Origin of the sequence: Bradyrhizobium sp. cf659 (genome assembly GCF_900113725.1) — a bacterium.
Classification (GTDB): Bacteria; Pseudomonadota; Alphaproteobacteria; order Rhizobiales; family Xanthobacteraceae; genus Bradyrhizobium.
Genome location: NZ_FOQJ01000003.1, coordinates 710,932 through 737,729, shown reverse-complemented (window position 1 = coordinate 737,729; position 26,798 = coordinate 710,932). Strand labels below are relative to the sequence as shown.

General features: G+C 65.3%; 25 protein-coding genes. 11 read left to right on the top strand and 14 right to left on the bottom strand.

Annotated features, from left to right (window positions below; genetic code table 11):
* Positions 1-480: 480 nt before the first annotated feature.
* Positions 481-672 carry a DUF1192 domain-containing protein gene (locus tag BM118_RS17525; RefSeq protein WP_011084320.1) on the bottom strand — a complete coding sequence of 64 codons (192 nt, stop codon included), beginning with the start codon at positions 670-672 and terminating at the stop codon, positions 481-483.
* Between the two features lie 119 nt (positions 673-791).
* Here BM118_RS17525 and BM118_RS17520 point away from each other — a divergent pair, with 119 nt between their 5' ends.
* From BM118_RS17520 to BM118_RS17510, 3 genes are all read left to right on the top strand, one after another.
* A complete protein-coding gene (locus tag BM118_RS17520; RefSeq protein WP_092186752.1) occupies positions 792-1,790 on the top strand; it encodes an NAD(P)H-quinone oxidoreductase in 999 nt (332 codons plus the stop codon).
* A gap of 139 nt (positions 1,791-1,929) precedes the next feature.
* Positions 1,930-4,806, top strand: coding sequence for an EAL domain-containing protein (locus tag BM118_RS17515; protein ID WP_177234399.1), 2,877 nt, complete (start codon positions 1,930-1,932; stop codon positions 4,804-4,806).
* 80 nt (positions 4,807-4,886) lie between these two features.
* A complete protein-coding gene (locus tag BM118_RS17510) occupies positions 4,887-5,309 on the top strand; it encodes a hypothetical protein (RefSeq protein WP_092186751.1) in 423 nt (140 codons plus the stop codon).
* A 71-nt stretch (positions 5,310-5,380) separates the two neighbouring features.
* Here BM118_RS17510 and BM118_RS17505 read toward each other — a convergent pair whose 3' ends face one another.
* Positions 5,381-5,629, bottom strand: coding sequence for a hypothetical protein (locus tag BM118_RS17505; protein ID WP_092186750.1), 249 nt, complete (start codon positions 5,627-5,629; stop codon positions 5,381-5,383).
* A gap of 8 nt (positions 5,630-5,637) precedes the next feature.
* Positions 5,638-5,901 carry a DUF7662 domain-containing protein gene (locus tag BM118_RS17500; RefSeq protein ID WP_177234398.1) on the bottom strand — a complete coding sequence of 88 codons (264 nt, stop codon included), beginning with the start codon at positions 5,899-5,901 and terminating at the stop codon, positions 5,638-5,640.
* Positions 5,902-6,054: 153 nt separating this feature from the next.
* On the opposite strand from BM118_RS17500, the gene BM118_RS17495 reads away from it, so the two are divergent.
* A complete protein-coding gene (locus BM118_RS17495) occupies positions 6,055-7,551 on the top strand; it encodes a sensor domain-containing diguanylate cyclase (RefSeq protein WP_092186748.1) in 1,497 nt (498 codons plus the stop codon).
* 250 nt (positions 7,552-7,801) lie between these two features.
* Here BM118_RS17495 and BM118_RS17490 read toward each other — a convergent pair whose 3' ends face one another.
* Positions 7,802-8,677 (bottom strand): UTP--glucose-1-phosphate uridylyltransferase, encoded by an 876-nt coding sequence (locus BM118_RS17490; RefSeq protein WP_027544200.1) that lies wholly within the window; start codon positions 8,675-8,677, stop codon positions 7,802-7,804.
* Between the two features lie 203 nt (positions 8,678-8,880).
* Between BM118_RS17490 and BM118_RS17485 the strand changes: the two genes are divergently transcribed.
* Together BM118_RS17485 and BM118_RS17480 are read left to right on the top strand one after the other, a co-directional pair.
* A complete protein-coding gene (locus BM118_RS17485; protein WP_441299756.1) occupies positions 8,881-10,263 on the top strand; it encodes a lytic murein transglycosylase in 1,383 nt (460 codons plus the stop codon).
* A gap of 169 nt (positions 10,264-10,432) precedes the next feature.
* Entirely contained in the window at positions 10,433-12,145 is a 1,713-nt protein-coding gene (locus BM118_RS17480; protein WP_092186746.1) for an SGNH/GDSL hydrolase family protein, read from the top strand.
* A gap of 114 nt (positions 12,146-12,259) precedes the next feature.
* On the opposite strand, the gene BM118_RS17475 is transcribed toward BM118_RS17480, so the two are convergent.
* Both BM118_RS17475 and BM118_RS17470 read right to left on the bottom strand, forming a co-directional pair.
* Entirely contained in the window at positions 12,260-12,634 is a 375-nt protein-coding gene (locus tag BM118_RS17475; RefSeq protein ID WP_092186745.1) for a CsbD family protein, read from the bottom strand.
* A gap of 72 nt (positions 12,635-12,706) precedes the next feature.
* Positions 12,707-13,444: an SDR family NAD(P)-dependent oxidoreductase gene (locus BM118_RS17470; protein ID WP_092186744.1), complete on the bottom strand. Its 738-nt coding sequence runs from the start codon at positions 13,442-13,444 to the stop codon at positions 12,707-12,709.
* A 99-nt stretch (positions 13,445-13,543) separates the two neighbouring features.
* Between BM118_RS17470 and BM118_RS17465 the strand changes: the two genes are divergently transcribed.
* Together BM118_RS17465 and BM118_RS17460 are read left to right on the top strand one after the other, a co-directional pair.
* The gene (locus BM118_RS17465) at positions 13,544-14,323 is read left to right on the top strand and encodes an SDR family NAD(P)-dependent oxidoreductase (protein WP_177234396.1); all 780 of its coding nucleotides are present in this window, start codon (positions 13,544-13,546) and stop codon (positions 14,321-14,323) included.
* A 244-nt stretch (positions 14,324-14,567) separates the two neighbouring features.
* Positions 14,568-15,455, top strand: a complete 888-nt coding sequence (locus BM118_RS17460) for a TauD/TfdA dioxygenase family protein (RefSeq protein ID WP_092186743.1) — start codon at positions 14,568-14,570, stop codon at positions 15,453-15,455.
* 345 nt (positions 15,456-15,800) lie between these two features.
* Here the strand turns inward: BM118_RS17460 and BM118_RS17455 are convergent, their stop codons facing one another.
* On the bottom strand, positions 15,801-16,445 hold the full coding sequence (locus BM118_RS17455) for a YqgE/AlgH family protein (protein WP_092186742.1): 645 nt from the start codon (positions 16,443-16,445) through the stop codon (positions 15,801-15,803).
* A gap of 142 nt (positions 16,446-16,587) precedes the next feature.
* Between BM118_RS17455 and BM118_RS17450 the strand changes: the two genes are divergently transcribed.
* From BM118_RS17450 to BM118_RS17440, 3 genes are all read left to right on the top strand, one after another.
* Entirely contained in the window at positions 16,588-17,430 is an 843-nt protein-coding gene (locus tag BM118_RS17450) for a protein-disulfide reductase DsbD domain-containing protein (RefSeq protein ID WP_092186741.1), read from the top strand.
* A gap of 227 nt (positions 17,431-17,657) precedes the next feature.
* Entirely contained in the window at positions 17,658-19,025 is a 1,368-nt protein-coding gene (locus BM118_RS17445) for a flippase (RefSeq protein ID WP_177234445.1), read from the top strand.
* A gap of 186 nt (positions 19,026-19,211) precedes the next feature.
* Positions 19,212-20,036 carry a sulfite exporter TauE/SafE family protein gene (locus BM118_RS17440; protein ID WP_092186739.1) on the top strand — a complete coding sequence of 275 codons (825 nt, stop codon included), beginning with the start codon at positions 19,212-19,214 and terminating at the stop codon, positions 20,034-20,036.
* A gap of 150 nt (positions 20,037-20,186) precedes the next feature.
* On the opposite strand, the gene BM118_RS17435 is transcribed toward BM118_RS17440, so the two are convergent.
* The 7 genes from BM118_RS17435 to BM118_RS17405 all read right to left on the bottom strand — a co-directional run bounded on the left by BM118_RS17435 (position 20,187) and on the right by BM118_RS17405 (position 26,737).
* Complete coding sequence (locus BM118_RS17435) at positions 20,187-20,975, bottom strand: 3-hydroxybutyrate dehydrogenase (protein ID WP_092186738.1); 789 nt, start codon at positions 20,973-20,975, stop codon at positions 20,187-20,189.
* A 1-nt stretch (position 20,976) separates the two neighbouring features.
* Positions 20,977-22,152, bottom strand: a complete 1,176-nt coding sequence (locus BM118_RS17430; protein ID WP_092186737.1) for a DUF3734 domain-containing protein — start codon at positions 22,150-22,152, stop codon at positions 20,977-20,979.
* Positions 22,153-22,230: 78 nt separating this feature from the next.
* Positions 22,231-22,734 carry a CAP domain-containing protein gene (locus BM118_RS17425; protein WP_092186736.1) on the bottom strand — a complete coding sequence of 168 codons (504 nt, stop codon included), beginning with the start codon at positions 22,732-22,734 and terminating at the stop codon, positions 22,231-22,233.
* Between the two features lie 178 nt (positions 22,735-22,912).
* A complete protein-coding gene (locus BM118_RS17420; RefSeq protein WP_092186735.1) occupies positions 22,913-23,947 on the bottom strand; it encodes a sulfate/molybdate ABC transporter ATP-binding protein in 1,035 nt (344 codons plus the stop codon).
* Positions 23,937-24,848: a sulfate ABC transporter permease subunit CysW gene (cysW, locus tag BM118_RS17415; protein ID WP_092186734.1), complete on the bottom strand. Its 912-nt coding sequence runs from the start codon at positions 24,846-24,848 to the stop codon at positions 23,937-23,939. Before cysW ends, BM118_RS17420 begins: the two co-directional genes overlap by 11 nt.
* Positions 24,849-24,858: 10 nt before the next feature.
* The gene (cysT, locus tag BM118_RS17410; protein ID WP_177234444.1) at positions 24,859-25,665 is read right to left on the bottom strand and encodes a sulfate ABC transporter permease subunit CysT; all 807 of its coding nucleotides are present in this window, start codon (positions 25,663-25,665) and stop codon (positions 24,859-24,861) included.
* Positions 25,666-25,735: 70 nt separating this feature from the next.
* A complete protein-coding gene (locus BM118_RS17405) occupies positions 25,736-26,737 on the bottom strand; it encodes a sulfate ABC transporter substrate-binding protein (RefSeq protein ID WP_092186732.1) in 1,002 nt (333 codons plus the stop codon).
* Between the last annotated feature and the right edge of the window lie 61 nt (positions 26,738-26,798).

The following is a 26,798-nucleotide window of genomic DNA, read 5'->3' as shown; positions in this document are numbered from 1 at the left end:
GGCGGGACGCGGAGTCCAGCGACAAGCACGGATATGGTTTCCGCGGGTCTTTCCTCGGAATTCAACCGCAACGAGACGCAAAAAAGAGCCGCCGGAAGACCGGCGGCTTTGAAAGTTGATAACAGGGAGGCGTCAAACAGAGTGGACAGGAGCCACTCGGTGTCCAAACGAGGACAGTTCCAGTCATAAACCCGAAAGCTTAATCGACGGTAAACGAGTTAATTTTTTGAGGGTTCGTTAGCCATGTCGGTCAGTGGCCGAGTGCACTGCGGAACAAACTCTCCGTCGTCATTCCGGGGCGCGACGAAGTCGCGAGCCCGGAATCCATAACCACAGGCGGACGGAATGGCCCGCCTCTATCAGCCAACCCGTTTCAACGGCCTGTGATTATGGATTCCGGGCTCGGCGCTGGCGCGCCGCCCCGGAATGACGGCGCACTCAATGAGGCATGGGTCCCGGCCTTCGCCGGGACGACAGCGCCTACGACTTGAAAATACTGTTCGCCGCATCGCGCGAGGCGCGCTTCTTCGCGGCGGCTTCTTCCAGCCTTGCGATCTCGGTCTTGAGCAGGGCGACGCGCTCGGTCAGTTCCTCCACTGACAACAGTGAGAGATCCTGTCCGATTTCATGTGTGATCTTCTTGCGCGGGCGGTCATCGTCTTCCGTCGCCATGATCGTTCCTCCTGCGTTCGCGCCGGTAGCCGGTACACGGCTGAGGCGGTTGCCAGCTTGGACCGCGCTGGCTAAGCAATGGCCTCGTCTCCTCCCGCACCTTTGCTCAAGGACACATCATGGACAAGCTGCCCGCGCAAATGACCGTGGTCGCCATCTCCAAGCCCGGCGGACCGGAGGTGCTGGTGCCGGAACAACGGGCGCTGCCGCAGCCCGGTCCCGACGAGATCCTGGTCAAGGTGCAGGCCGCCGGCGTCAACCGGCCCGACGTGGCGCAGCGCTCCGGCGCCTATCCGCCGCCGCCCGGTGCCAGCGACCTGCCGGGCCTCGAGATCGCCGGTGAAGTCGTCGCCGTCGGCAGCAATGCCAAGCGGCACAAGATCGGCGACAAGGTGATGTCGCTGGTCGCCGGCGGGGGCTATGCGCAGTACTGCATCGCCCAGGACGCCCAGGCGATGAGCGTGCCGCCGGCGCTGTCGATCAAGGAAGCCGGCGCATTGCCGGAAACCCTGATGACGGTTTGGCACAACGTGTTCGAGCGCGGCGGCCTCAAGGCCGGCGAGACACTGCTGATCCATGGCGGCTCCTCCGGCATCGGCACCATGGCGATCCAGCTTGCGAAGGCGTTCGGCGCGAAGGTGTTCGTCACCGTCGGCTCGCAGGACAAGGTCGATGCCTGCCTCAAGCTCGGGGCCGACCGCGCCATCAACTACAAGACCGAAGACTTCGTCGCCGTGGTGAAGGCGGAGACCGGCAATGCCGGCGTCAACCTGATCCTCGACATGGTCGCCGGCGAGTATGTGGACCGCAATTACGACGCCGCCGCGGTCGACGGCCGCATCGTCCAGATCGCGACCCTCAACGGCCCCAAGGTCAGCGTCAACATCGCCAAGGTCATGGTCAAGCGCCTGACCCATACCGGCTCGACGCTGCGCCCCCGTAGTAATGCGGACAAGGCGGCGATGGTGGCCGCGATCGAGGCGAAAGTGATGCCGCTTCTGCGCGAAGGCCGGGTCAAACCGGTGATGGACAGCGCTTTCCCGCTGGAAAAGGCGGCCGATGCCCACCGGCGCATGGAGACGAGCGCACATATTGGCAAAATTGTGTTGGAGGCCTAGGCCTCTGACCCACTGGGCAAGGCGGAAACCCTTTGATTTTCCTTGCTTTCGTGGCATCTATCGCGACGCACCGAACCAATTCCGTCCGGTCTGAAATCGCCTTGCACACGAAGTTTGCGTCGAACGCGGAGAACTGACCTTGCGTCTGATCAGGTGCCTCGCGCCCATTGCGCTGGGCCTCATGATTGTTGTCGCCGCGCTCCCGGCGCGCGCGCTCGACGCCGTCAGCGTCCGCGGTGACGCGCCCGCGATCGACCTCACCGGCGTGCTCGAGCACCAGCGCAGCGATGCCGACCGCATCCAGGTCTCGACCGCGCCCGGTACCGACGGCATCGTCCGCCGCATCGAGGTGCGCGCCCGCGAGGGCGGCCAGAACTGGGTGGTGTTCGCGCTCGCCAACAACACCGACGACCAGCTCGACCGCCTGATCGTCGCCCCGCATTACCGCATCGTCTCGTCAGGCCTGCTGTGGCCCGACCTCGGGCTGTCGCGCATCGCGACCATCACGCCCTCGACCGGAGACCGGCCGGAGCGGCAGGAAAGCCCGACCGCCGACGTCTTCCGCGTCACGCTCGACCCCGGCGCCGTCATCACCTTCGTCGCGGAGCTGCGCACCGACAAGCTGCCGCAGCTCTATCTGTGGGAGCCGGAAGCCTACAAGGACAAGGTCAACTCCTTCACGCTCTACCAGGGCATCGTGATCGGCATTTCGGGGCTCCTGGCTCTCGTCCTCACCATCCTGTTCGTCGTCAAGGGCAGCATCATGTTCCCGGCGGCCGCGGCGCTGGCCTGGGCGGTGCTGGTCTATATCGGGGTCGATTTCGGCTTCTGGGGCAAGGTGCTCGACATGTCGAACAACGCCGAGCGCATCTGGCGCGCGGCGGGTGAAGCGATCCTGGCGGCGACGCTGCTGGTGTTCCTGTTCGCCTATCTCAACCTCAGTCGATGGCATGTGCGCTATTCGCACATCACGGTGGGCTGGCTCGCCTTCCTCGGCTCGCTGGTCGCGCTGGCGCTGTTCGACCCGGCCGTGGCCTCCGGCATCGCGCGCATCTCGCTGGTGCTGATCGCCTTCGCCGGCTTCGCGCTGATCGTCTATCTCTCCACCCACGGCTTCGACCGCGCGGTGCTGTTGATCCCGACCTGGTTCCTCCTCGTGGTCTGGGTGGTCGCGGCCGGCATGACGGTGGCAGGCTCCGTCACCAACGACATCGTCGGCCCGGCGCTGCTCGGCGGCCTCGTGCTGATCGTGATGCTGATCGGCTTCACGGTGATGCAGCACGCCTTCGCCGGCGGCGGCGCCACCACCGGCGTCGTCTCCGACATCGAGCGGCGCGCGCTGGCGCTCGCCGGTTCCGGCGATCTGATCTGGGACTGGGACGTTTCCGCCGACAAGGTCTTCACCAGCCCGGAGACCGAAGCCCTGCTCGGCCTCAAGCGCGGCACGCTGGAAGGCCCGGCGGCATCGTGGCTGGAAGTGCTGCATCCGCTCGACCAGGACCGTTTCCGCGCCGCGCTCGACAGCGTGCTCGACCAGCGCCGCGGCCGCCTGGTGCAGGATTTCCGCCTGCGCACGCCCGACGGGCACTTCATGTGGTTCGCGCTGAAGGCGCGGCCGGTGGTCGGCTCCGACGGCGAGGTCTCGCGCGTGGTCGGCACGCTCACCGACGTCACCGAGTTGCGCAACGCCGAGGAACGCCTGCTGCACGATTCCGTGCACGACAACCTCACCGGCCTGCCCAACCGCAAGCTGTTCATGGACCGGTTAGGTGCGGTCGCGCATTTCGCCAAGACCATGCCGACGCTGCGGCCGACGCTGATGGTGATCGACCTCGACCGCTTCAAGCAGGTCAACGATTCCGTCGGCATCGCGGTCGGCGATTCCATCCTGCTGACGCTGGCCCGCCGCCTCACCCGCATCCTGAAGCCGCAGGACACGCTGGCGCGGCTCGCCGGCGACCAGTTCGGCCTGATCCTGCTCTCGGAGCAGGATCCTGCCCGCATCACCGCCTTCGCCGAAACCATCCGCAAGACCATCCGCGCGCCGATCGCCTTCAACGAGCGCGAGATCTTTCTCACCGCCTCAATCGGGCTCGCGCTTTCTGATCCTCAGACGCAATTGACGGACGAGATCATCAAGGATGCCGAGCTGGCGATGTATCACTCCAAGCGCATCGGCGGCGACCGCATCGACGTCTACAAGCCGGCGATGCGCGCGCGAAAAACCGACCGCCTGACGCTGGAGAGCGAGCTGCGCCGCGCCATCGAGCGGCAGGAGCTCACCATCCTCTACCAGCCGATCGTGCGGCTGGAGGACCGCTCCGTCGCGGGCTTCGAGGCGCTGGCGCGCTGGGACCACCCCAAGCTCGGACGCATGGCGCCGTCGGAATTCATCACCATCGCCGAAGAGACCGGCCTGATCGTCGACCTCGGCATGTTCGTGCTCGACCAGACCGCAAAGCAGCTCTCGGTGTGGCAGCGCGCGATGCGCTCGCGCGAGCCGATCTTTGCCTCCGTCAACGTCTCCTCGCGGCAATTGCTGCGCCATGACCTGATCCACGACATCCGCACCGTGCTGTCGCGCTCCTCGGTGGCGCGCGGCACGCTGAAGCTCGAATTGACGGAATCGCTGGTGATGGAGAATCCGGAGCACGCGGCGCAGATGCTGACGCGCATCCGCGAGCTCGGCACCGGGCTGTCGCTCGACGATTTCGGCACCGGCCATTCCTCGCTGGCCTATCTCCAGCGCTTCCCGTTCGACACCATCAAGATCGACCAGTCGTTCGTGCGCACCACCAACCGCGGCACCCGTCCGGTGATTCTGAAGTCGATCATCGCGCTGGCGCACGACCTCGGCATGGACGTGGTCGCCGAAGGTGCCGAGACGGATTCCGACGCGGTCGAGCTCTACCAGATGGGCTGCGAATACGCGCAGGGCTTTGCCTTCGGCGAGCCGATGGACGCGGACGCGGCGATGCGGCTGCTGACGGAAGTGCGGCTGGAAGCGGCGAGCTAACCTCCCTCTCCCCATTTTGAGGGGCCGCCCGCGAAGCGCGCGGGGTGAGGTGCCGATGAGGCCGTGCTTGATCCAGATCAATGGGCCTCTGCTCAACCGCCGCGAAAAATGGCGCGCAGCATTCGATCCAGAACGGTTTCGTCATCGAGGTCGTTGGGCTCACCACTGTCGTTCTCGGCGTGCCCACACGCGTCAAGCGCAACGGCCCGGATGAGCAAACCAAGCGTCCTTCTCAGGAGTCACGGATGACCCGGCACCTTTTCTACGCGATCACCCTCATAGGCACCGGAATGTTCCTCGCCTCGTCGGCCGAAGCAGTGACGGCTGCACGATGCGAGGATCGAGGCGCAAACTGCGTCGGCACATGTGCCGACTACACCGGCGGGGCTGGTGACGTTCGGGGCCGCCAGAACGTGTGCATGCGCGCCTGCGACCGGCAGACGACCCGATGTCTGATACGAGCACACGCCGCCGACGAACGCTGGCCCCGTGAGCGCCAATGAAGGCCTTGGTTCGGCACCGCGGCTAGCGGCAACCGTTCTCACGCTCGCGGCGGATCGCGCGTCCACCTGATCTAGCTCGGCCTGCGGCGCAACCCCATGACCAAGCCGAGACCAACCGGTAGCGAAATCGCCGCAAGACCGCCCCAGACCATTCCCGCCTGCTCGAGATAGACGTCCTGCGAGACCGGGTCGTAGCAGCGGCCGAGCTCGTTAAAGCAGTTGCGCCAGCGCCAGTAGCGGGCCTCGAAGGCCAGCGCGAAGAGCACGCCCAATCCGATCAGCGCTGCGCCAGAAATCCCCCTCAGCCAGCGCAGGATCATGCGGCTCGCTACCACCGTTTCTGCGACTTCTTCTTCGTGAACCGCACGCTCGCGCCGTCCGGCATCCGTGTCGCCACGAACCCGGCCGCGAGGCAGGCCTCGCGCTGCGGCATCTGGATGTCGGGGCTGCGCAGGCTGTCCCACCACGAGGCGCGGTTCGCCGCGCGCGGCAGGGCCGCGCCGATGATCTCCTCGATCTGTTCAAAGCTCAGCACGAATTCGTCCTGCTTCTGCCGCAGCAGATAGTCGCGCAACGCGTCGTAGTCGTTCACCGTCGTCCTCTCGTCCGAAGCCGGATTTGCCCGATCAAGCCTGCCCAAAACCGTGAGCCGCATAAACCGTTTCTTAACTCATTGCGGCAGTGCCGTCCTACCTTAAACACTACTCAAGCTTTCGGGCGCATCCACTAGGACAGGGAGCAAACGATGCTGTCTGGGTGGCGCGAAGTCATGGCCCGCCGGCCGTGGCGAGTCTCGGCGAAATTGCTTATCATCTCGTCCGTCGTGACGGTGATCGGCTTTTCCGCCATTTGCGTCAACGTCATGCTCGACATGCGCCGCGGCGAGGAGGCGCTCGCCCGCCAGACGCTGGAAAACCTGGCGACGACCATCGAGTCCGACATCAGCCGCAACATCGAGATCTACGACCTGTCGCTGAAGGCGGTCGCCAACAACATGCTGCTGCCCGAGCTTGCCACGGTCTCCAAGGCGATCCGCCACCTCATCCTGTTCGACCATGCGACCACGGCACGGCATTTCGGTGCCATCCAGGTGTTCGATGCCGACGGCAGGCTGACCATCGACGCTTCCACGCTCGATCCCCTGCCGGAGGTCAGGAGCGAGGAGGATTACTTCAGGGTTCACCGCGAAAACCCCGGAGCCGGGCTCTTCATCAGCCGGCCGATGCTGTTCCGCGGCGCCTATTCCATCGTGCTCAGCCGGCGCATCAGCGACACCGACGGCGGCTTCCTCGGCGTCGTCGCCGGCTCGATCCGCTTCAGCTATTTCCACGAATTGTTCGAGCGTCTGAGCCTCGATCCCGAGGACACCATCACCGTGCTCAAGCGCGACCGCACCATCATGATGCGGCGGCCGTTCGATCTCGATGTGATCGGCAAGAACCTCGCCGAGCGGCCGGCCTGGAAGGCCGACAATCTGAAGGTCGGCAGCGCGTTCGCCGGACAGGGACCGATCGACGGCACCCCGCGGCTCTATGTCCGCAGCGGCGGAAGCAATCCGCTGTTCGTGGTGGCGGGCAAGCCCCTGAGTGCCGTGTTCGCACTGTGGCAGAAGGAAGCTTATCGCATCGGCGCCGTGGTGCTGGCGCTTGCGCTGTTCGTGCTGGGATCGACGCTCGTGCTCGCACGCGAGATCGGCCGGCGCGCCGAGGCCGAGCGCAAGCTCGAGGAGATGGCGACGACGGACGCGCTCACCGGCCTGAAGAACCGCCGAAAGTTCGATTCCGTCATCGACGTCGAATGGCGGCGCGCGATGCGCCAGAAGACGCCGCTCGCGCTCTTGATGATCGATGCCGATCACTTTAAGGCCTACAACGACACGTTCGGCCACCAGGCCGGCGACCAGGTGCTGGTCGGCATCGCCATCTGCATTTCCGATTCGGTGAGCCGCGCCGGCGACTGCGCCGCGCGCTATGGCGGCGAGGAATTCGCCGTGCTGCTGCCGAACACTTCGGCCACCGACGCCTTCAACATCGCCGAGGCGATCCGCTGCAAGGTGCAGGGCTGGTCCGACGATGCGACGACGTCGACCGTCTCCTGCGGCATCGCCAGCCTCGTCCCCGCCGCCGGCATGGACTGGTCGATCCTGGTCGCCGCCGCCGACAAGGCGCTCTATGCCGCCAAAGCCGGCGGCCGCAACCAGTCCGTGGTCGCGAGCCTGCCGAAGCTGTCGCTGGTGGCGTGAGGGCACGCGGCTGTCGTTAGGCGCGATGCAATCCGCAACACTCTCGATGTCGTCCCGGCCTAGTGCGCAATTGCGCACGCGGGCCGGGACCCATAACCACAGGGAGTGGTTTGGCGGAGACTCGTCGTTCGTGGCGTGATCCAGGCTGTCATTCCGGGGCGGCTCGAAGAGCCGAACCCGGAATCTCGAGATCCCGGGTCTGGTCCTTCGGACCATCCCGGGATGACATCGAAGGCGTCCGCCTTCGATGTCACTGCCCCAGATACTTCTTCATCTCCGCGATCAGCCCGTCGCGCAATTCCGGGCGCTTCAGGCCGTAGGCGATGTTAGCGCGGAGGAAGCCGGGCTTGGAGCCGCAATCATGGCGCTCGCCCTCGAACTCGACGCCGTAGAACTTCTGCGACCTGGCGAGGCCGATCATGGCATCGGTGAGCTGGATCTCGCCGCCGGCGCCGCGCTCCTGGGTCTCCAGGATCTTGAAGATCTCCGGCTGGAGGATGTAGCGGCCGGTGATGGAGAGGTTGGAGGGCGCAGTGCCCTTGGCCGGCTTCTCGACCATGCCGTCGACCTCGAACATCTTGCCGCTGCGCTTGCCGACACCGCAGATGCCGTATTGATGGGTGAGATGGTCGGGCACCGCCTCGACCGCGACCAGGTTGGATTTCTCGCCGAGCGAGGATGCCATCTCGATCATCTGCTTCAGGCAGCCCGGCGTGTTGAGCACGAGCTCGTCGGGCAGCACGACCGCGAACGGCTCGTTGCCGACGATGTCGCGCGCGCACCAGACCGCGTGGCCGAGGCCGAGCGGCGCCTGCTGGCGGGTGAAGCTGACGGCGCCGGCTTCCGGCTGGTTCTGCGCCAGGATCTCCTGCTCGGCCTTCTTGCTGCGCGCAGCCAGCGTCGCGTCGAGCTCGAACATCTTGTCGAAATGATCTTCGATGACATTCTTGTTGCGGCCGGTGACGAAGATGAAGTGCTCGATGCCAGCTTCCCTCGCCTCGTCATAGACGTACTGGATCAGCGGCTTGTCGACGATGGTCAGCATTTCCTTCGGCATCGCCTTGGTGGCGGGCAGGACGCGGGTGCCGAGGCCGGCGACGGGGAAGACGGCTTTGCGAATTTTCATGGGATCGATCGAATACCTGAGGACGTGAACGGAGCAATGTGATCTTGCTAGCTTGTTTGCAGCCGCTAACAAAGGCGGATGTGGGGCCTCGCCCTCACGGAGTTGAGAAAAAGGCCGACACCAAAATTTCATCTTTGTTAGGCTATTGGCAACCGCAACCGGGCCTCCTGATGGCGGATTTTTGGCCGGACAGGTGGGACATGATGCAATCAGTGGCAGGGCTGGCAAAACGTGCTGGATCCGTGACCAGCGGAGCGTTGGTTGCGGCTGCCTTGCTGCTGCCGGCTTGCGCGCAGGCCCAGGCGCAGAACGGCCTGTCGAACCTGTTCGGCGGCATTTTCTCGGGCTCCAATCCGGCGCCTGCGCAAGCCCCGCCAGGCCCCGGCGGCGCACAACCCTGGAGCGGCGAGGACGGCGCCTCCGGCCATCCGCTGATGACGGCGGCGGCGATCCGCGAGGCCGCCGGCAATTTTGACAATTGTGTTGCAGGGATGTGGCCCGATGCCGCACGGCGCGGCATCACCCAGGAAAATTTTCAACGCTTCACCGCGGGGCTCGCGCCCGACCTGCGCATCATGGACCTGATGGACTCGCAGCCGGAGTTCACCAAGTCGATCTGGGACTATCTCGACATCCTCGTGAACGACAACCGCCTCGCCAAGGGCCGCGAGGTGCTCGCCAAGTACAAGGCGCAGTTCGATGCCACCGAAAAGGCCACCGGCGTCGATCGTTACATCATCGCCTCGATCTGGGGCATCGAGTCCAATTACTCGACGCAGATGGGCGACCGCAGCGTGCTACAATCCACTGCGACGCTCGCCTGCGTCGGCCGCCGCCAGGCTTATTTCAAGGACGAATTCCTCTCCGCGCTGGAGATCCTCAATCGCGGCGACCTCAGGCCTGAGCAGATGCGCGGGTCCTGGGCCGGCGCCTTCGGCCCGACCCAGTTCATGCCGACCGCGTTCAAGCGCTTTGCCGTGGACGGCGATGGCGACGGACGGCGCGACGTCGTCGACAATCCCACCGACCTGATCGCGTCCACCGCCAACAACCTGAAGAAGGACGGCTGGCAGGCCGGCCAGACCTGGGGCTTTGAGGTGGTGGTGCCCCAGGGATTCAACTACATGCTGGCCGACCGCGCCAAGGCGATGACGATCGCGCAATGGGAAAAGCTCGGGCTCAAGCGGCCGGCCAACCAGCCCTTCCCGCATCCGGCGGAGAAAGCCTATCTGCTGGCGCCAGCGGGCGCGCAAGGGCCGGGCTTCCTGATGCTCCAGAACTACCGGGTCATCATGAAGTACAACCCGGCCGAGGCCTATGCGCTGGCGATCGGCCACTTCGCCGACCGCCTGCGCGGCGGGGCGCCCTTCGTGCAGCCCTGGCCACGGCAGGAACGGGAGCTGTCGCGGACCGAGCGCCTGGAATTCCAGCAGCTGCTGGCCCAGCGCGGCTTCTACAAGGGCACCCCGGACGGCCAGTTCGGCGGCCAGACCCGGGAGGCGCTGCGCAACTTCCAGGCCTCGATCGGCGTCCCCGCCGACGGTTTTGCCTCCTCCGACGTGCTGGAACGGCTGCGTGGGCGGTAGAATCGGGCCGAAAGTAACCCTGAACAGGGATTTTGCCTGCCGGCCTTGACGGGACCGGATGTTCCCCGGTGTATGGCCAAAGAATCTGCAACGGAATCTGCCCGTTTGGCGCCTGATTCCGTTATTATATTGAGCCTATCCAGACCCCGTTGCGCGTGCCCGAGATCGCATGTCGAAGAAGTCCCTGTTCAAGGCGCTGACCGAGACCGGCCCGTTGATCGCGCTGGGGACGGCGCTTGCGATTCTGGTGTCGGTCGCAGGACCCGCCTCGGCGCAGTTCTTCAACTTCCCCGGCTTCGGCGGCCCGCCGCAGCGCTCGGCGCCGCCGCCACCGCGTAGCGGCGGAGGCGGCGGCGGCGGCGGCTGGTTCGGCGGCGACTTCTTCGCGCCGTTCCAGCAGCAACAGCCGCAAGCACCGCGCCAGGATTTTTCGCGCGCGCCGGCGCCGGCCAAGCGCGACACCGTTCCCGACAAGAACGTGCTGGTGATCGGCGATGCCATGGCGGACTGGCTCGCCTATGGCCTGGAAGACGCCTACAGCGAGCAGCCCGACATGGGCGTGATCCGCAAGCACAAGACCACGTCCGGCCTGATCAAGTACCAGCCGAAGGGCGAGCCTTCGGACTGGGCGGCGGCTGCGAAGGGCATTCTCGAGACCGAGAAGCCCGACATCATCGTCGTCATGCTCGGCCTCAACGATCGCATCGCCATCCGCGAGCCCGTCGCCGACAAGCCGGCAGACAAAGACAAGAAGACCGAGAAGAACGACAAGGGTGGGCGCGCCAAGCCACAGGGCAAGCCGGGCGATACAAAACCCAACAGCCCCGACACCGCCGCCAAGCCCGACGACAAGCCGGCGGATACCGACCTGCCGCAGGATGACGCCGACAACGCCGACGCGCCGCAGACCGCGGCTCCCGAGAAGACCGCGCGCAACCCGAACGGCCTCTACGAATTCCGCGACGACCGCTGGGTCGAGCTCTACGGCAAGAAGATCGAGGAGCTGGCCAACGTCCTGAAAGCCAAGGGCGTGCCGGTGCTCTGGGTCGGCCTGCCCGCGATCCGCGGCCCGAAGGGCACGGCGGACATGCTGTTCCTGGATTCGCTCTACCGCGAGGGCGCGGCCAAGGCCGGCATCACCTATGTCGATGTCTGGGACGGCTTTGTCGACGAAGCCGGCCGCTTCCTCCAGAAGGGCCCGGACTTCGAGGGCCAGATCCGTCAGCTCCGCACCTATGACGGCGTCTTCTTCACCAAGCCCGGCGCGCGCAAGCTGGCTCACTATGTCGAGCGCGAGATCACGCGCCTGCTCGCCGGCCGCTCCGGCCCGATCGCGCTGCCGAGCGAGCCGGCAACGCCCGACACCAGCGCCGAGCCTGGCAAGCCCGCGCCGCGGCCGCTCGCCGGCCCGATCGTGCCGCTGGTCGCCGCCTCGATCTCGACCGATCAATTGCTGGGCGGCCCGGGCTCGCGTCCTGCCGCCGTCGATGCGCTCGCTGCGAAGACGATGGTGAAGGGCGAGCCGCTTGCGGCCCCCGCGGGCCGCGCCGACGATTATGCCTGGCCGCGCCGCGAAGTCGGCCGCGAGCAGGCCAAGGGCGACACGCCGATGGCCGCGACCACGCCTGACGGCAGCGCGGCTGCTCCCGGCACGCCGGGTGCGGCTGCTGCGATCGCACCGCCAAAGCTCGCACCTAAGAAGCCGCCGGTGGTGCAGCAGCCGGCCCAGGCGACACCGACGTTCCGTGATTTCTTCGGCTTCGGCTCGCCGCAGCCAGCGCCGCGTCAGTGGGCGCCGGCGCCAGGACCGCGCAATCCGGCTCAAAACCCCGCGATCCCGCGTCCGCCGGGCAATGTCGGGCGAGCGGCGGAAGTCCGGTAGTCCTTGCTCTAAATTGAGGTGTCATTCCGGGGCGCGCCTCTTGGCGCGAACTATGGTGCGCAATTGCGGCACCATAGCTCGCGCTTCGCGCGCCCCGGAATGACGGCACGGTTTCTAGCCGTAATAGCGCCAGCGCGGCGGCGGGCGGCGTGCGGGCCGTGACATCAAGAGCGCGAGCGCGAAGCCGATGGCGCCAGCGACGAGCAGCGAGCCGAGCGGATTGTCCTGCACCTTGCGCGCAATCGCCTGCGTGCCATCGCGAAACGTGTCGCCGCTGTTCGCGTAGGCATCCTTGGCGTAGCCAGCCGCAGTCTCGCCGGCGTCACGCACGGCGTCCTTGGCCTGACCGTAGAGATTCTGCACGGTGCCAGCGGCCTCGCGCACCTTGCCCGATGCTTCTGTCTGCGCATCGCCCGTCAGATCTCCGACTGCGCCTTCCGCGCGGCCAGCGAATTCCTTGGCCGATCCGACAATTCGATCCTTGTCCATGTGGTCCTCCTCGGGGGTCAGCCGGAGTAACCGATCAGGCGCAGCGCAGTTCCAATCGCCGGGAGCGATCGCCTACAGAATGAGCCCGCCATCGACGACCAGCGTCTGGCCGATGATGTAGGACGACAGCGGCGAGGCCAGGAACAGCGCCGCGCCCGCCATGTCGGCCGGCGTGCCCAATCGCCGCAGCGGAATGCGCGACAAGGCACCTTCGAGCCGCTTGGGATTGTCGGTCGTGACCTTCGTCATCTTGGTGTCGACGAGGCCGGGCGCGATGCCGTTGACGCGAATGCCGTCCTCGGCCCAGGCCTCCCCTAACGTGCGCGTCAATCCGACCGCGCCGGTCTTCGACGCGTTGTAGGCGGGGTTGCCCATGGTGGAATGATAGGCCGCGGTCGACGACACCATGATCAGCGCGCCCTTCGCATCCCGCAACATGGAATGAAACCGCGTCGCACAGGCCATCAGGCTCATCAAGTTGACCTCGACGACCTTGCGGAAACCGCTCATCTCGAACTCGCCACGGCGATAGATCACCGCGCCCTGGGCCAGCACCAGGATGTCGAGCCGATCGAAGGACGGCTTGAAGGCTTCGATCGCGCCGGCATCGCTGACGTCGAGCTGCGCGTAAGCAAGACCGGCGAGATCGGAGCCTTCCTCCGCCGAATATTCCGCAGGCTGAGCACGCGTACCGCAAACCGCGACATGCGCGCCCCTGGCGCGAAAGGCCTGCGCGATGCCGTTGCCGATGCCGCTGGAGCCGCCGACGACCAGCACCTGCTTGCCTGTGAAATCGAGCTCGTTCGCCATCGCGGCCTCCCGTTTTGTCTTGCTTGTTTGACCTGTCTGCGGATCGATGCCAGCCTTGTCAATCTCATAACAAGAAACAACAGGACGCGAGGAAACAGCATGCCCGAGTTCAAGCAGCTCAGCCGGTCCGTGAAGGGCCTGACCGCTCTCGTCACCGGCGCGGCCAGCGGCATGGGCCGCGCGACGGCGCGCGTGTTCGCCGCCGAGGGCGCGAATGTCGCGGTGACCGATTACGACGAGCAAGGCGCGATCGCCGTCGCGAAGGAGATCGCAGCGAGCGGCGGGTCGGCGAAGAGCTGGAAGCTCGACGTCGCCGACGGCGGCGAGATCAAGCGCGTAGTCAATGACGTTGCAGCGCATTTCGGCGGGCTCGACATCATCGTCAACAATGCCGGCATCTCCGTGCGCGTCGCGATCGATGACGAAACGTACGAAGATGCCTGGGCCAAGGGCATCGCCGTGATGCTGACGGCGCATCCGCGCATCATCCGCGCCGCGCTGCCTCACCTGCGCAAATCGAAGAGCCCGCGCATCGTCAACATCGCCTCGACCGAGGCGCTCGGCGCTACTGCATTGCACAGCCCCTATTCGGCAGCGAAGGGCGGCGTCGCGAGCCTCACCCGCTCGCTCGCGGTCGAGCTCGGCCGCGAAGGCATCACCGTCAACTGCATCTGCCCGGGCCCGATCCGCACCGCCATCACCGACCGCATCTCGGAGGAGCACAAGACCATCTACGCCAGGCGTCGCACTGCGCTGGGCCGCTATGGCGATCCTGAAGAGGTCGCGCATATGACGCTGAGCCTGTGCCTGCCGGCCGCCTCGTTCCTGACTGGCGCGGTGATCCCGGTCGACGGCGGCCTGATGGCCCGCAACGCGTGAGAGGCATCGAGGGGGCGTAGCCCGGATGAGCGAAGCGACATCCGGGACTTTGCCAGCACCGTTCCCGGGTATCGCGGAGCCTGTCATCGGGCGGCGCTTCGCGCCGACCCGTTGGCTCACCCGGGCTACATCTTGCCTGCTACGGGCTGCCATGCGCGCCGCGCGTTGACAACTGAAAGTGCAGGAGTAGCTTTTTCGGTAGCAGAGCGGGAGCAACCGCTCGCGGTCCGCGGGAGAAAACGCCATGACGATCGCCATCCGGCAGCTTCAGACACATTTTTTCGGCGAGGTCTCCGGCCTCGATTTGCGAAAGCCGCTCACGCCGGATGAGGCTCGCGAGGTCGAGGCCGCCATGGACAAATACGCGGTGCTCGTTTTCCACGACCAGGACATCACCGACGAGCAGCAGATGGCTTTCGCGCTGAATTTCGGCCAGCGCGAGGACGCGCGCGGCGGCACGGTCACCAAGGAGAAGGACTACCGGCTGCAATCCGGCCTCAACGACGTCTCCAATCTCGGCAAGGACGGCAAGCCGCTGGCCAAGGACAGCCGCACGCACCTGTTCAACCTCGGCAATTGCCTGTGGCATTCCGACAGCTCGTTCCGTCCGATCCCGGCCAAGTTCTCGCTGCTGTCGGCGCGCGTCGTGAACCCGAAGGGCGGCAACACCGAATTCGCCGACATGCGCGCGGCCTATGACGCGCTCGACGACGAGACCAAGGCGGAGATCGAGGACCTCGTCTGCGAGCACTCGCTGATGTATTCGCGCGGCTCGCTCGGCTTCACCGAATACACCGACGACGAGAAGCAGATGTTCAAGCCGGTGCTGCAACGCCTGGTGCGCACCCATCCCGTCCACCGCCGCAAGTCGCTGTATCTCTCGTCGCATGCCGGCAAGATCGTCGGCATGAGCGTGCCGGAGGGACGGTTGCTGTTGCGTGACCTCAACGAGCACGCGACGCGCGCCGAGTTCGTCTACGTCCACAAATGGAAGCTGCATGACCTCGTGATGTGGGACAACCGCCAGACCATGCACCGCGTCCGCCGCTACGACCAGTCCCAGCCCCGCGACATGCGCCGCGCCACGGTGGCGGGAACGGAGCCGACGGTGCAGCAGCAGGCGGCGGAGTAGGCGCGGCTGTCGTCCTGGACCAGCGAGCGGAGCGAGCGCCGATCCAGGACCCATTACCCCAGGGCGTAGTTTGGCGAAGACTGGTAGTGATCAGCCTGCCTCCAACCTCTCCCTGGGGTAATGGGTCCTGGCTTTCGCCAGGACGACACCATTTTCTGAGCCGCTCTTGCGCCAAACTCCCTTCGTCGTCCCGGACAAGCGCAGCGAAGCGGAGCGCCGATCCGGGATCCATAACCACAGGAAGTGGTTTGGCGAAGACTCGTGGTTGAGAGTTCGCGCCGCAACTCCTCCCTGGGGTTATGGGTCTCCGTCTTCGCGGGGACGCCACCGAGAGAGTGGCACCAGCTACGCGTGTCCCGCCTCGTTCGAGAGCATGCCGGGATCGATGCCGATCTTGCGCAAGGCGCGGCCGTATTTTTCGTCGACGTCGTCGCCGAAGATCAGGTCCGCATCCGCATCGCAATGCAGCCAGCCATTGCTCTGGATCTCGGTCTCGAGCTGGCCCGGCGCCCAGCCGGCATAGCCGAGCGCGAGGATGGCATGCTTGGGGCCGGAGCCGTTGGCGATCGCGCGCAGGATATCGACGGTTGCGGTGAGGCAGACGCCGTCGTCGATCCGGAGCGTCGCGTTCTCGATGTAGAAATCGCTGGAATGCAGCACGAAGCCGCGCCCGGTATCGACCGGACCGCCGCGCAGCACCTTCATGCTTTCGGCATTCTCCGGCAGCTTGATGTGCTCGCCCTTCCTGATGATGCCGAGCTGCTGCAACAGCTCGGGGAAGTCGATGCTGCCGGCGGGATGGTTCACGATGATGCCCATCGCGCCTTCGGCCGAATGGGCGCAGAGATAGATCACCGAGCGCTCGAAGCGCGCATCGCCCATCACGGGCATCGCGATCAGGAGACGGCCATCGAGATAGCCGGCGGAACTGGGGAGTGCGGGGCCCGCGCTCCGGGTGCTGTAGCCCGTCCTCTTGCCTGTGGGAGCCATCGGTGAAGCACTCCGGTTTCAATTCCTATCCTGATGTTGGGCCGGGCCGCTGTCAAATCAAGGCTTGCAGTGGCCTGATTCCAGTGCATCCATCACAGGCAATTCAATGGTTTGCGCCAAGGTGACCCTGTAAAGACGTGCCATGCTCACACAAGTTCCCCTGCGTGCGGTGATCGGCGTCGCGACAACCCTGTTTGCGTCGTCGCTGGCCCCCGCAGCTCGCGCCGACGACGCCTCGCCCTGGCAGCGTGACGGGCATTCCGCAGTGCGGCTACTGGCGGGATCCCGCAGCGGCGCCGTATTGCTCGGCGGTATCGCCTTCCAGCTCCAGCCGGGCTGGAAGACATACTGGCGTATGCCCGGCGACTCCGGCGTTCCTCCCCGGTTCGACTTCTCGAAATCGGAGAATGTCGAAGCGGTGACGATCATGTGGCCGGCGCCGCTGAAATTCGACGACGGCGCGGGCGGCCACTCGATCGGCTATCGCGACCAGGTCGTGCTGCCCCTGCGCATCGTCGCCAAGGCCGCCGACAAGCCGGTGACCTTGCGCGCCGAGATCAATTACGCGGTATGCGAAAAGCTCTGCATTCCTGTCGAGGCCAGCGCCGAGCTCGGCCTCAACAGCGTCGCCTCGACCGAGGACGCCAATCTGCGTGCAGCGCTCGACACCGTGCCAAAGCCGGCGACGATCGGCGACCCCAACCCGCTGACCATCCGCGACGTCAGGCGCGACGGGCCCAAGAACGTGGTGGTCGACGTCGTCGCGCCGGCGGACGCGCGCAAGGTCAATTTGTTCGTCGAAGGGCCGACGCCGGATTGGTCGCTGCCGATCCCGGCACCGGTCGACCCCAGCCCGCCCGGCGTGAAACGCTTCTCCTTCGAGCTCGACGGGCTGCCGCCGGGCGCCAAGCCCGACGGCGCGGCGCTGAAGTTCACGCTGGTCGGGCCAGATAAGTCGTACGAGTTCAATACGAATTTGGAGTGACTGTCGTCCCGGCGAAGGCCGGGACCCATAGCCACCGAGCCTGGTTTGGCGAAGACTTGTCGTAGGGGATTGTCACCGCACCCCATCGATAGATCACGCGGTATGGGTCCCGGCCTTCGCCGGGACGACACCGGTGACCCAACCGAATCTTAACGAATGGTTGCTAATTCCCGGGGTTACTGCAGCAAGGCTGCCGCTTCATGCGGGACGCCTGGGGACCCTTCGAATTGGCCGTGATGGATGCAGAACCCGCAACGAGCGGACCGGCCGGGCTGATCGCGCGGCTGCGGGGCAAGTTGACGGGCGGATCGAGCGAAGCGTCGCTGACGCGGCGGCTGGCCGGCACCATCTTCATCATCCGCGTCATCAGCGCGGGCCTTGCCTATTTTTCGCAGGTTCTGCTCGCGCGCTGGATGGGCACGTCCGACTACGGCATCTACGTCTACGTCTGGACCTGGGTGCTGCTGCTCGGCAGCATGATGGATCTCGGCATCTCGGCCTCCGCACAGAAGATCATCCCGGAGTATCGCACCAGCGGTGAGCACGCGCTGCTGCGCGGCTTTCTTTCCGGCAGCCGCTGGCTGACCTTTGCCGTCTCCACGCTGGTCTCGCTCGGCCTCGCCGGCATCGTCAAGCTGCTCTCGCCCTGGATCGAACCGGCCGAGGTGCTGCCGCTCTATATCGGCTGCATGACGCTGCCCGCCTTCGTCGTCGCCAACACCCAGGACGGCATCGCCCGCTCGCACGACTGGATGCAGCTCGGCCTGATGCCGCAATTCATCATCCGCCAGGCGCTGATCATCGGCATCACGGCCTCTGCCTGCCTGCTCGGCTATCATCTCGGCGCGGTCGCCGCGATGATCGCGAGCCTAGGTGCGGTGTGGATCGCGATGACCGGGCAGATGGTGGTGCTGAACCGCAAGCTCGCCGGCCATATCGAGCCCGGACCGAAGACCTATGACGTCAGCGGCTGGCTCGCCGTCTCGCTGCCGATCCTGCTGGTGGAGAGCTTCTATCTGCTGCTGTCCTACACCGACGTGCTGGTGCTTCAGCAGTTCCGCCCCTCCGACGAGGTCGGCGTCTACTTCGCGGTGGTGAAGACGCTGGCGCTGGTCTCGTTCATCCACTACGCGATGTCGGCGACCACGGCGCACCGCTTCGCCGAATACAACGCAGCTGGCGACAAGGCGCGGCTGTCGGCCTACGTCGCGCATGCCATCAACTGGACGTTCTGGCCGTCGCTGGCGGCGACCATCGTGCTGCTCGCGCTCGGCAAGCCGCTGCTCTGGCTGTTCGGACCGCAATTCGTGGTCGGCTACGACATCATGTTCGTCGCCGCGATCGGGCTCGTCGTGCGCGCCGCCATAGGGCCCGTCGAGCGCCTGCTCAACATGCTCGGCCAGCAGAAGATCTGCGCGCTGGCCTATGCGCTGGCCTTCGTGATGAATGTCGTGCTCTGCATCGCGCTGGTACCGCGCTTCGGCGGCCATGGCGCCGCGGCGGCGACCTCGATCTCGCTCAGCTTCGAGACGGTGCTCTTGTTCTGGATCGTGCGGCAGCGCCTCGGCCTGCACGTGCTGGCGTTCGGCAAATAACGCCTCGCCTGCCCTGCCCTTGGGGAACGCCTATTGCGTAACAGGCTCGGTAACGAGGCGAAACGACTGCCGACCGCCAGCAGGTAGCATGATTTTTCTTATTTGGTCCAAGAGGTTGCCTCCCAGGGGAAATTTATTCTACGTCATATTGCCCAATCGACGAGATAAACCTAAGATTCCCCGGACATGATTGATCCACTCTACGTCGCCTCCGGATTTGGCGTCGGCCTGCTTGTCGGGATGACCGGCGTCGGTGGCGGCTCGCTGATGACGCCGCTGCTGATCCTGCTGTTCGGCGTCCATCCGTCCACCGCTGTTGGCACCGACCTGCTCTATGCCGCGGCCACCAAGACCGGCGGCAGCGTCGTCCATGGCTGGTCGCGCAGCGTGCACTGGCCGGCGGTGCTGCGGCTCGCCTGCGGCAGCCTTCCGGCAAGCGCCCTGACGCTGCTCGTGCTGTGGAAGCTCGATCTCAAAAGCGATTCCGAGCGCAGTCTCGTCAATCTCGTGCTGTGCTTCGCCCTGCTGCTGACCGCAACGTCCCTGATCTTCCGCAAGGCGATCATGGAACGCTACCGCAGGAAGCTGGAGCGCGTCGACGAGCGCACCACGGCGATTGCGACCGTGGTCACGGGAATCGTGCTCGGTGTGCTGGTGTCGATTTCTTCGGTCGGCGCCGGCGCGGTCGGCGTGACCGTGCTCCTGCTGCTCTACCCGCGCCTGCCGATGGCGACCATCGTCGGCTCCGACATTGCCCATGCAGTGCCGCTGACGCTGGTCGCGGGCATCGGGCATTGGGCGCTTGGCGACGTCGATTGGGCGCTGATGGGCGTGCTGCTGCTGGGCTCGCTGCCCGGCATCATCGTCGGCAGCTTCAGCGCGACGCGCGTCCCCGAGACGGTGCTGCGCCTGACGCTTGCCAGCGTGCTGTTCGTGGTCGCCGGCAAGATCATGCTTGCGGAGCTGAACCTGTCATCCGCGTTCGTGACGGCTCTGGCCTGGACGCATTAGGCCAGAAACGGCGCCCCACTCTCTCAGTCATCGCCCGCGAAAGCGGGCGATCCGGTACTCCGAGACGGTTGTGATTGATCGATAGGCCGCGGCGTACTGGATGCCCCGCCTTCGCGGGGCATGACGAAGAGCCAGTTGAAACAGCGACCGCTACTCCGCGGTCCAGCCGCCGTCGATCGACAGGTTGGTGCCGGTGATCTGCGCGGCATCGTCGCTGCACAGGAACAGCGCCAGTGCGGCGACCTGCTCGGAGGTGACGAACTCCTTGGTCGGCTGCGCGTCGAGCAGCACGTCGTTGATAACCTGCTCACGGGTGAGATTGCGCGCCTTCATCGTGTCGGGAATCTGCCTCTCCACCAGCGGCGTCCAGACATAGCCGGGGCTGATGCAGTTGCAGGTGATCTTGTGGGTCGCGACTTCCAGCGCCACGGTCTTGGTGAGACCGGCGATGCCGTGCTTGGCCGAGACATAGGCCGACTTGAACGGCGAGGCGACCAGCGAGTGCGCGGAAGCGGTATTGATGATGCGGCCCCAGCCCTTCTTCTTCATGCCGGGTACCGCCGCGCGGATGGCATGGAAGGCCGAGGACAGGTTGATCGCGATGATCTGGTCCCATTTCTCCGGCGGGAATTCCTCGATCGGCGAGACGAACTGGACGCCGGCATTGTTGACGAGGATGTCGACCGAGCCGAAGGTCTTCTCGCCGAGCGCAATCATCCCGGCGATCTCGGCCGGCTTGGTCATGTCGGCGGGCGAATAGATCGCCTTCACCTTGAAGTCGGACTCGATCTTCGCACGTTCCTTCTCGATGTCCTCGGGCGAACCGAAGCCGTTGATGACGACGTTGGCACCGGCCGCCGCGAAGGCACGCGCATAAGCGAGCCCGATGCCGCTGGTCGATCCGGTCACGACGGCATTCTTGCCTGACAGACTACCCATTCTATTCGCTCCTTTTTGCCGGGGGCGCGGAGACGTCCCCCGTGAGATCGTAGGCCACCATGGTCTCGCCGGATTGCGGCTGATCGAGCCTGTCCTTGTGGCGCATCGACATGTGCACGTCGCGCACGCCGGCTTCCCAATGCTCGACCATGGCCACGTGCGAGAAATCGTAGTCCTTGGACGAGGATTCGTAGTTCTTGCTGCGGTAGATCAGGTGCACCACGGTGACCGTGCTCTCACGAGATGCCTTCGCAAGGAATTCGACGGAAGGGTCGTTCTTGAGATAATCGGGCAATTTGGAAATCAGGTCGCGCACCGCCCTGCGGGCGTTGTGGATCTGCTTGTTCTTGTCGGTGTTCATCCGCGTGCGGCTGGAGAAGCGGATGTCCTTCTCGCGCTCGGTGGCCTCCAGCAGCGAATTCGGCAGGTCGCCGCGGGCGCTGAACAGGTCGACCTGGAAGATCAGCATGTCGCGAGCCACCTCCGCATCGAGCACGTAGTCGAGCGGCGTGTTGGAGGCGATGCCGCCGTCCCAGTAATGCTCGCCGTCGATGACGACGGACGGAAAGCCCGGCGGCAGCGCGCCGGAGGCCATGATGTGCTCGGGACCGATCTTCTTGCCGAGCTTCTTGAACTCGTAATTGTCGAAATATTTGAAGTTGCCGGAGGTGACGCCGACGGCGCCGACGGAGAAACGCGTCTTGAGGTCGTTGATGCGGTCGAAATCGACCAGCCGCTCCAGCGTCTTCTTCAGGGGCGACGTGTCGTAATAGCTCTCCGCCTCGGGGTGGCCCGGCGGCCACATCGGCGCGGGCGGGACGCGCGGGACGAAGAAGCCGGGTACGCCGAAGGTCGCGATCAGCGCGGCGCTGGTGGAGTTGAACAGCTCGCGGCTGTGATCGCTCTTGCCGATCGGCTTCCACGGCACCGGCGCCGACACCATCTCCCAGAATTCCTTCATCCGCTTGACGCGGGTGTGGCCCTCATTGCCGGCGATGATGGCGGCGTTGACCGCGCCGATGGAGATGCCGGCGACCCATTCGGGCTCGAAGCCATAGCCGCACAGCGCCTGATAGGCGCCGGCCTGGTAGGAGCCAAGCGCACCGCCGCCCTGCAAGACGAGGACGCGTTGCGCATTCGCGGGGACGCTGGCGGATTGCGGACTATGATCTGTCATGGGGGAACAATAGCAAATGGCCAGCCACCGTGGCGACAGTCCGCCGCGGCGTCAATGCATCCCGGGATCAAGTCTGGCTTATCGGGGATCCGTCGAGGCCAGGATCATGGTCCAGAACACCTTGTACTTGGTGTTCGGAGCATAGCCGGCCGCTATGCCCAATTTTGTGACACCGCTCTTGAGCATGTTGGCCCGGTGCGGGGGCGAGTCGCGCCAGCCGGAAAACGCTTCCGCCAGCGTATGATAGCCCGCCGAGACGTTTTCGACCGCCACGGTCGCGGGATAGCCGCCGGCACTGAGCCGCTTGGCCAGGGGCGCGCGGACGTCATGGTCCATCTTGTTGGCCGCAGCCATCGCCTGGGACTGGGATTCGGCGAGCAGCATCAGGTCGGGGTCGATCACGACGGTGCCGAGGGCGTTGTTCTGGCGGTATTGCGAGATCATCACCGCGGCCGCCTGCGCATCGAGCTTGGCGCCCGGGACCGCCATATCGGCATACATCGACGGCTGCTGGACCGGCGCTTCGTTGCCGGCACAGCCGGCGAGCAGCAAAGTAAAGAGTATTGCGGCCGCAGCGCGCATGAATCGGGGCCCCCAAATGAAGGGCCGTTGTTGCATACCAACCGTGGCTGAAAGGTGAATTTTGAAGAAAATCGTAGCTGTCATTCCGGGGCAGTGCGCAGCACTGAACCCGGAATCTCGCGCGACAACCTCGGGATTCCGGGTTCGCGCTGGCGCGCGCCCCGGAACGACCGCGCTCTTAGCCCGCAAATATCCGGTAGCGGCGAGGCTCGAGGCCAATCCTGTCGCCGACATGCAGTTCCCTGCCGCGGGGGGCGTCGATCTCGATGGTCTCGCCGCCTGATAGCGCCACCTCCGCCCGCTGCACCGGCCCGAAATTCCGGACGTGCTGCACGGCGCCCTCGAAGGCGCCGCTGCCGGGCGGGCCGACCAGCATGTCGTGTCGCCGCACGAACAGTTTTGACGCGCCAGGAGCAAGGCCGTCTGCCGCAAGCTGGAGCGGTCGGTCGCCGAGCTGGACCACGCCGTTGGCAATCTGGACCGGAAGCTCGATGGATTCGCCGATGAAGCCGTGGACGAAGGCGGTCGCGGGGCTCTCGTAGACGTCATCGGGCGAGCCGATCTGCTCGATCCTGCCCTTGTCCATCACCACGACGCGGTTGGCGACCTCCAGTGCCTCCTCCTGGTCGTGGGTGACGAAGATCGAGGTGACGTTGATCTCGTGATGCAGCGAGCGCAGCCATCGGCGCAGCTCCTTGCGCACCTTGGCATCGAGCGCACCGAACGGCTCGTCGAGCAGCAGGATGCGCGGCTCGATCGCAAGCGCACGGGCAAGCGCAATGCGCTGGCGCTGGCCGCCGGAGAGCTGGCTCGGATAGCGATCGGCGAGCCAATCGAGTTGCACGAGGTCGAGCAGCTCTTTCACGCGGGCGCGGATCTTGGCCTCCTCTTTCCGGACCGCGCGCGGCTGCACGCGCAGGCCGAAGGCGACGTTCTCGAACACCGTCATGTGGCGGAACAGCGCGTAATGCTGGAACACGAAGCCGACGTGCCGTTCGCGCGCGCCTTGCGCCAGTGCGTCCTCGCCGTTGAAGGAGACTTCGCCCGAATCCGGCCAGTCGAGGCCGGCGATGATCCGCAGCAGCGTGGTCTTGCCGGAGCCCGAGGGTCCGAGCAGCGCCAGCAATTCGCCATTGTCGACCTTGAGGTCGACGCCGTCGAGGGCGGCGAAGCTGCCGAACTTCTTGACGAGATTCCTGACTTCAATGGTCACTGGGGTCTTCCCCTTCGTCGAGATGACGTTCGAGAACGGTTTTTGCGATCAGCGTGATCAGCGCCAGCATCGCCAGCAGCGAGGCGATCGCGAAGGCGGCGACGAACTGGTACTCGTTGTAGAGAATCTCGACCAGCAGCGGCATGGTGTTGGTCTCGCCGCGAATGTGGCCCGACACGACCGACACCGCACCGAACTCGCCCATCGCGCGCGCGTTGCAGAGCAGGACGCCGTAGAGCACGCCCCATTTGATGTTCGGCAGCGTGACGCGGAAGAAGGTCTGCAGGCCGGAAGCGCCGAGCGAGATCGCGGCTTCCTCCTCCTGCGTGCCCTGCTCCTGCATCAGCGGGATCAGCGCGCGCGCGACGAAGGGGAAGGTCACGAAGGTGGTGGCCAGTGCAATGCCGGGTACCGCGAACAGGATGTGGATGTCGTGATCCCTAAGCCAGCCGCCGAAATAGCCCTGCGCGCCGAACAGCAGCACGAAGACGAGGCCCGAGATCACCGGGCTCACCGAGAACGGCAGGTCGATCAGCGTGATCAGGAAGGTCTTGCCCCTGAAATCGAACTTGGCGATGGCCCAGGCGGCGACAAGGCCGAACACGAGATTAAGGCCGACCGAGATCGCCGCCACCAGCAGCGTCAGCCTGATCGCGGCCAGCGCCTCCGGCTCGGCAAGCGCGGCGAGATAGGCGAGGATGCCCTTCGAGAACGCCTGCGCGAACACGACCACCAATGGCAGCACGACGAAGACCGAGAGGAACAGCACCGCCAGCGTGATGATGACGATGCGCACCGCGCGCGGTTCGGTGCGAAGGTTGTCACGCGCCGCCGCCGCGTACGCACGCGCCTTCGCATCGGGCGAGGAGAGCGAAACGGAATCTGCGATCTGCATCGTCATCGCATCCTCCTCAACGCGCCGGGATCCGGCTCTGCGCCCAGCGCTGGAGCCGGTTGACGGCGAAGATGATGACGAAGGAGACGACGAGCATGACCACCGCAATCGCGGTCGCGTCGGCGTAGCGGAATTCGGAGAGGCGGATCACGATCAGCAATGGCGCGATCTCGGAGACGTTGGGCAAATTTCCGGCGATGAAGATCACCGAACCGTATTCGCCGACCGCGCGCGCGAAGGCGAGCGCGAGGCCGGTGAGCAACGCCGGTCCGAGCGAGGGCAGGATCACGCGGCTGATGGTCTGCCAGCGGCTCGCGCCCAGGCTGCCCGCGGCCTCCTCGATCTCGGGGTCGAGATCCTGGAGCACCGGCTGCACCGTGCGCACCACGAAGGGAATGCCGATGAAGATCATGGCAACGAAGATGCCGACCGGCGTGAACGCCACCTTGATGCCGAGCGCTGCGAGCGGCGCGCCCAACCAGCCCTTCTCGGCGAACAGCGCGGTCAGCGCCACGCCGGCAACCGCCGTCGGCAGCGCGAAGGGCACGTCGACGATGGCATCGAAGATGCGCCGGCCGGGAAAGCGGTAGCGCACCAGCGCCCAGACGATGATGCTGCCCATCACCAGATTGACGCAGGCCGCCGCGAAAGCGAGGCCGAACGAGACCCGCAGGGCGTTCAGGGTGCGGCGGCTCGAGAGGATGTTCCAGAACTGCTCGGGGCTCAGCTCGAGCGATTTCAGGAACAGGCCGGCGAGCGGAATCAAGATGATGATCGACAGCCAGGAAAGCGTCAGTCCCATGGTGAGACCGAAGCCCGGCAATGTCCGGCGTCGTGCTGCTGCAACTGCGCTCACCAGGCCCCCTGCTAAAGCCTCCTAAGACGGTGCCCGATCAGTTCTTGTAGATCTGATCGAAAATGCCGCCGTCGGCAAAATGTTCCTTCTGCGCCTTGGTCCAGCCGCCGAAAACGTCGTCGATGGTGAACAGTTCGACCTTTGCGAAGGAGTTTTCATATTTTTTGGCAATCTCGGCATCGCGCGGACGGTAGAAATTGCGCGCGGCGATCTCCTGGCCCTCCTTGGTGTACCAGTACTGGAGGTAGGCGTCGGCGGCGTTGCGGGTGCCCTTTTTATCGGCAACCTTGTCGACGATCGCAACCGGCGGCTCGGCGAGGATCGATTGCGGCGGCGCCACGATCTCGAATTTTGCCGGACCGAATTCCTTGAGCGCGAGATAGGCCTCGTTCTCCCAGGCGAGCAGCACGTCGCCGACGCCGCGCTCGACGAAGGTCACGGTGGCGCCGCGCGCGCCGGTATCGAGCACCGGCACCTGCTGGTAGAGTTTGCCGATGAAATCCTTGGCCTTGTCGGCGGATCCGTACTTCTTCAGCGCGAAGCCCCAGGCCGCCAGATAGTTCCAGCGCGCGCCGCCCGATGTCTTCGGGTTCGGCGTGATCACGGCAACGCCCGGCTTGAGCAGGTCGTCCCAGTCCTTGATGCCCTTCGGATTGCCCTTGCGCACCAGGAACACGATGGTCGACGTGTAAGGTGATGAATTCTGCGGAAGACGCTTCTGCCAGTCGGCCGTCGTGAGGCCCTTGCTCGCGATCGCATCGATGTCATAGGCGAGCGCGAGCGTCACCACATCGGCCTGCAATCCGTCGATCACCGCGCGCGCCTGCGAACCGCTGCCGCCATGAGACTGCTTGATCTCGACGCTCTTGCCGGTCTCCTTCTGATAGGCACCCGCAAACGCCTTGTTGAACTCGGCATAGAGCTCGCGCGTCGGATCGTACGACACGTTCAGAAGATTGATGTCGGCGGCGAGAGCCGAGCTTGCCCAAAGCAGTCCTGCCACGAGCGGAACGATACGGCGCAGCATGTCCATCTCCATTCACCTCGACGACATCGGTGTCATCGATGGCAGGCATAACTCGGGGCGAAACGCGCTTAAG

Bases quoted from the DNA above. Each gene is read 5' to 3' on its own strand.
- BM118_RS17475 (WP_092186745.1), bottom strand. From the start codon at position 12,634: ATGGACAAGGATCGAATTGTCGGATCGGCCAAGGAATTCGCTGGCCGC.
- BM118_RS17450 (WP_092186741.1), top strand. From the start codon at position 16,588: ATGCTCACACAAGTTCCCCTGCGTGCGGTGATCGGCGTCGCGACAACC.
- BM118_RS17520 (WP_092186752.1), top strand. From the start codon at position 792: ATGGACAAGCTGCCCGCGCAAATGACCGTGGTCGCCATCTCCAAGCCC.
- BM118_RS17465 (WP_177234396.1), top strand. From the start codon at position 13,544: ATGCCCGAGTTCAAGCAGCTCAGCCGGTCCGTGAAGGGCCTGACCGCT.
- BM118_RS17490 (WP_027544200.1), bottom strand. From the start codon at position 8,677: ATGAAAATTCGCAAAGCCGTCTTCCCCGTCGCCGGCCTCGGCACCCGC.
- cysW (WP_092186734.1), bottom strand. From the start codon at position 24,848: ATGACGATGCAGATCGCAGATTCCGTTTCGCTCTCCTCGCCCGATGCG.
- BM118_RS17405 (WP_092186732.1), bottom strand. From the start codon at position 26,737: ATGGAGATGGACATGCTGCGCCGTATCGTTCCGCTCGTGGCAGGACTG.
- BM118_RS17485 (WP_441299756.1), top strand. From the start codon at position 8,881: ATGCAATCAGTGGCAGGGCTGGCAAAACGTGCTGGATCCGTGACCAGC.
- BM118_RS17430 (WP_092186737.1), bottom strand. From the start codon at position 22,152: ATGACAGATCATAGTCCGCAATCCGCCAGCGTCCCCGCGAATGCGCAA.
- BM118_RS17525 (WP_011084320.1), bottom strand. From the start codon at position 672: ATGGCGACGGAAGACGATGACCGCCCGCGCAAGAAGATCACACATGAA.
- BM118_RS17435 (WP_092186738.1), bottom strand. From the start codon at position 20,975: ATGGGTAGTCTGTCAGGCAAGAATGCCGTCGTGACCGGATCGACCAGC.
- BM118_RS17455 (WP_092186742.1), bottom strand. From the start codon at position 16,445: ATGGCTCCCACAGGCAAGAGGACGGGCTACAGCACCCGGAGCGCGGGC.
- BM118_RS17480 (WP_092186746.1), top strand. From the start codon at position 10,433: ATGTCGAAGAAGTCCCTGTTCAAGGCGCTGACCGAGACCGGCCCGTTG.
- BM118_RS17470 (WP_092186744.1), bottom strand. From the start codon at position 13,444: ATGGCGAACGAGCTCGATTTCACAGGCAAGCAGGTGCTGGTCGTCGGC.
- BM118_RS17505 (WP_092186750.1), bottom strand. From the start codon at position 5,629: ATGATCCTGCGCTGGCTGAGGGGGATTTCTGGCGCAGCGCTGATCGGA.
- BM118_RS17440 (WP_092186739.1), top strand. From the start codon at position 19,212: ATGATTGATCCACTCTACGTCGCCTCCGGATTTGGCGTCGGCCTGCTT.
- BM118_RS17460 (WP_092186743.1), top strand. From the start codon at position 14,568: ATGACGATCGCCATCCGGCAGCTTCAGACACATTTTTTCGGCGAGGTC.
- BM118_RS17510 (WP_092186751.1), top strand. From the start codon at position 4,887: ATGGGCCTCTGCTCAACCGCCGCGAAAAATGGCGCGCAGCATTCGATC.
- BM118_RS17495 (WP_092186748.1), top strand. From the start codon at position 6,055: ATGCTGTCTGGGTGGCGCGAAGTCATGGCCCGCCGGCCGTGGCGAGTC.
- BM118_RS17425 (WP_092186736.1), bottom strand. From the start codon at position 22,734: ATGCGCGCTGCGGCCGCAATACTCTTTACTTTGCTGCTCGCCGGCTGT.